This is a genomic window from Ornithinibacter sp. (assembly GCF_035443565.1).
Taxonomy (GTDB): domain Bacteria; phylum Actinomycetota; class Actinomycetes; order Actinomycetales; family Dermatophilaceae; genus Fodinibacter.
This window is the reverse complement of record NZ_DAORSO010000117.1, coordinates 4,543-7,296: the sequence shown is the minus strand read 5'-3', so window position 1 is coordinate 7,296 and position 2,754 is coordinate 4,543. Positions and strand designations below refer to the sequence as shown.

Below are 2,754 nucleotides of genomic sequence, written 5' to 3'. Positions count from 1 at the left end.
CCGATGGCCCACCGTCTGCGGCCGACCTGTTCCCTGCCTAGTCCTGGAACTCGAATGTCGTCACGGCTTCGGGGTCGATGCTGGTGATCAGGCTGGAGTAGAAGAGTTCAGCCTGATCCTCGAGCTGGTCCTGCTGCTCCTCGAGGTACTGCTTCTGTGCGGCCTCGTCGAAGACCTCGTTGACCATGTCGACCTTGTCGATGTCCGTGGTGACCCAGCTCAAGATGCCGCCATCCTCCGTGGCAACCTTGAAGGTCGGGTCGTCGTAGCCGATGACCATGAAGGTTGGGATGGTGACGAGGTACGTGTGCTCTCCGGTCTTGCTGACAGTCACGTCTTCGCCGTCGATCCCGAGCTTCGCATTGAAGTCGTACTGCAGGAAGACGGACTGACCAGTACCGGGGATGCTCTTGCCGAACAACTCCCTCTCAGCCTTCTCCGAGGTGATCCCTTGGATGACGAGTTTCAGGAGGGCGACTTCCTGGACCCGTTGAACGGCCTGGATCACCTGTGTGTCCTGGCCCTCGGAGTTGATCCCGAAGGGCGAGAGCAGCCCCTTGTCCTTCACCATCGTGAAACCTGCCAAAGCCACCACGACGGCGGCAATGACGACCACAAGGCGAATCGCCCACCTCGTCACGAGTTGCACCATGAGGTCAGGTTCCTTCAGATCGAACGGGGTTGGTCGCGTCACCGTATCTGCTTGCGGTCAATCACAGACGCGCGGTTCCCTGTTCTCGGTTCTCGCGAGGGAGCGCGCCGCCCGCATGGTGGCGGGAGCGACCGGCATCCGGACGGCTCTCTAGACTGGACCCCATGCGAATTGGAGTCTTCGGAGCGACCGGCCAGGTCGGCAACGTCATGCGCACCCTGCTGCACGAGCGGAACTTCCCGGTCGAGCAGATCCGCTACTTCGCGTCCGCGCGTTCCGCGGGCTCGACGTTGCCGTGGGGCGACACCGAGATCACCGTCGAGGACACCGCGACCGCGGACTTCTCCGGCCTCGACATCGCCCTGTTCTCCAACGGGGGCTCGACGTCGAAGGAGTGGGCGCCCCGCGTCGCCGCTGCCGGGGCCGTCGTCATCGACAACTCCAGCGCGTGGCGCAAGGACCCCGACGTCCCGCTCGTCGTCTCCGAGGTCAACCCCGAAGACCTCGACGTCATCCCCAAGGGCATCGTCGCCAACCCCAACTGCACGACCATGGCCGCGATGCCGGTGCTCAAGCCGCTGCACGACCTCGCCGGGCTCGTGCGACTGCACGTGAGCAGCTACCAGGCCGTGTCCGGCTCCGGCGGTGTCGGCCTCACCGAGCTCGACAGCCAGCTGCGTGGCGGCTACGCCGCAGGCGACCCCAAGGAGCTCGCGCTCGACGGGTCAGCCCTCACCCTTCCCGCGCCCCAGGTGTATGCCGTGGGCGTCGGGTTCAACGTCGTGCCGCTGGCCGGCTCGATCGTCGACGACGGCTCGCTGGAGACCGACGAGGAGCAGAAGCTGCGCAACGAGTCGCGCAAGATCCTGCACGTGCCCGACCTGCGCGTCTCGGGCACCTGCGTGCGCGTGCCGGTGTTCTCCGGCCACAGCCTCGCGATCCACGCCGAGTTCGCCGGTGACATCAGCGTCGAGCAGGCCCTCGAGGCTCTCGGCCAGGCGCCCGGCGTCATCGTCACCGACGTCCCGAACCCGCTCATGGCCACGGGCCGCGACGAGGTCTTCGTCGGTCGCGTGCGCGCCGACCAGGCCGCCCCCGAGGGCAAGGGCCTGAACCTGTTCGTCGTCGGTGACAACCTGCGCAAGGGTGCGGCCCTGAATGCGGTCCAGGTCGCGGAGGAACTGCTCAAGCGTCGCTGACCACGCCGCTGAGCCGCGAAACCCCTGACCTCCACGGGGTTGACCCCTAGAGTTGCGTCATGACTTCCGAGGACGAGTTCCACGCCGCAGTCGAGCAGGTCAAGACCCTCGTGGTCGACCCGGGCAACAGCGTCAAGCTTCAGCTCTACGCCCTCTACAAGCAGGCCACCGAGGGTGACGTCACGGGCAAGCGCCCCGGCTTCACCAACCCCGTCGGCCGGGCGAAGTACGACGCCTGGGCCGAGCAGGAGGGCCTGAGCGCCGAGGAGGCACGCAGCGAGTACGTCACGCTCGTGCACTCGCTCATGGCCTGAGGCACCTCAGCGCAGGTCGGTCACCAGGTGCGTCCAGGTCTGCGTGACCTCCATGCCGACCTTGCGGTAGAGGTCGAGCGCGCCCGTGCGTGAGTCGGTCGACAGCTCGCTGTGCGTCGCGCCCTCCTCGCGGGCCCGCTCGAAGGCGTCGGCCAGCATCGCCTGGGCCAGTCCCTGTCCGCGGTGCCGAGGGTCCACCGCGAGCTGGTGCAGGTAGCCCGTGGCCTGCATGTCCAGGATCGTGAACGAGGCCCCGACGACCTCACCCTCGTGCTCGACGATCCGCAGCTGCCACGGCTGGGTGCCGGGGCGCCGCACCGTCGTCGCCGCCCAGTCGGCGTAGCTCTCCCGCTCGCGCCCCTCCCACTCGTCGAACGCCTGCTGGATCACCTCGTAGGCGGCCCGCTCGCGCCGTGCGTCTGGGCAGTGGCCGAGGGTGTACCCCGGCGGCAGCGGCCGCTGCTCGATCTCCGCACCGGCGGGCAGGGTCAGCACCCACGAGGTGTGGCCCAGGCGGTACCCCCGGTTCAAGAACAGCCGCTGCGCGACCGAGCCCTCGGGTGTCGTCTGGCCCACCGTGGCGGCACCC

4 protein-coding genes are annotated in these 2,754 nt (G+C 67.8%); 2 read left to right on the top strand and 2 right to left on the bottom strand.

Annotated features, from left to right (window positions below; genetic code table 11):
- Nucleotides 1-37: 37 nt before the first annotated feature.
- Nucleotides 38-652, bottom strand: a complete 615-nt coding sequence (locus PLL68_RS11150) for a DUF4230 domain-containing protein (RefSeq protein ID WP_324534085.1) — start codon at nucleotides 650-652, stop codon at nucleotides 38-40.
- Nucleotides 653-816: 164 nt separating this feature from the next.
- Between PLL68_RS11150 and PLL68_RS11145 the strand changes: the two genes are divergently transcribed.
- Nucleotides 817-1,851 (top strand): aspartate-semialdehyde dehydrogenase, encoded by a 1,035-nt coding sequence (locus tag PLL68_RS11145; protein WP_159898664.1) that lies wholly within the window; start codon nucleotides 817-819, stop codon nucleotides 1,849-1,851.
- 59 nt (nucleotides 1,852-1,910) lie between these two features.
- Entirely contained in the window at nucleotides 1,911-2,165 is a 255-nt protein-coding gene (locus PLL68_RS11140) for an acyl-CoA-binding protein (protein ID WP_159898666.1), read from the top strand.
- A gap of 6 nt (nucleotides 2,166-2,171) precedes the next feature.
- Here PLL68_RS11140 and PLL68_RS11135 read toward each other — a convergent pair.
- Nucleotides 2,172-2,754 (bottom strand): GNAT family N-acetyltransferase (locus PLL68_RS11135; RefSeq protein WP_324534082.1); only part of this gene is annotated, 583 nt, incomplete at its 5' end.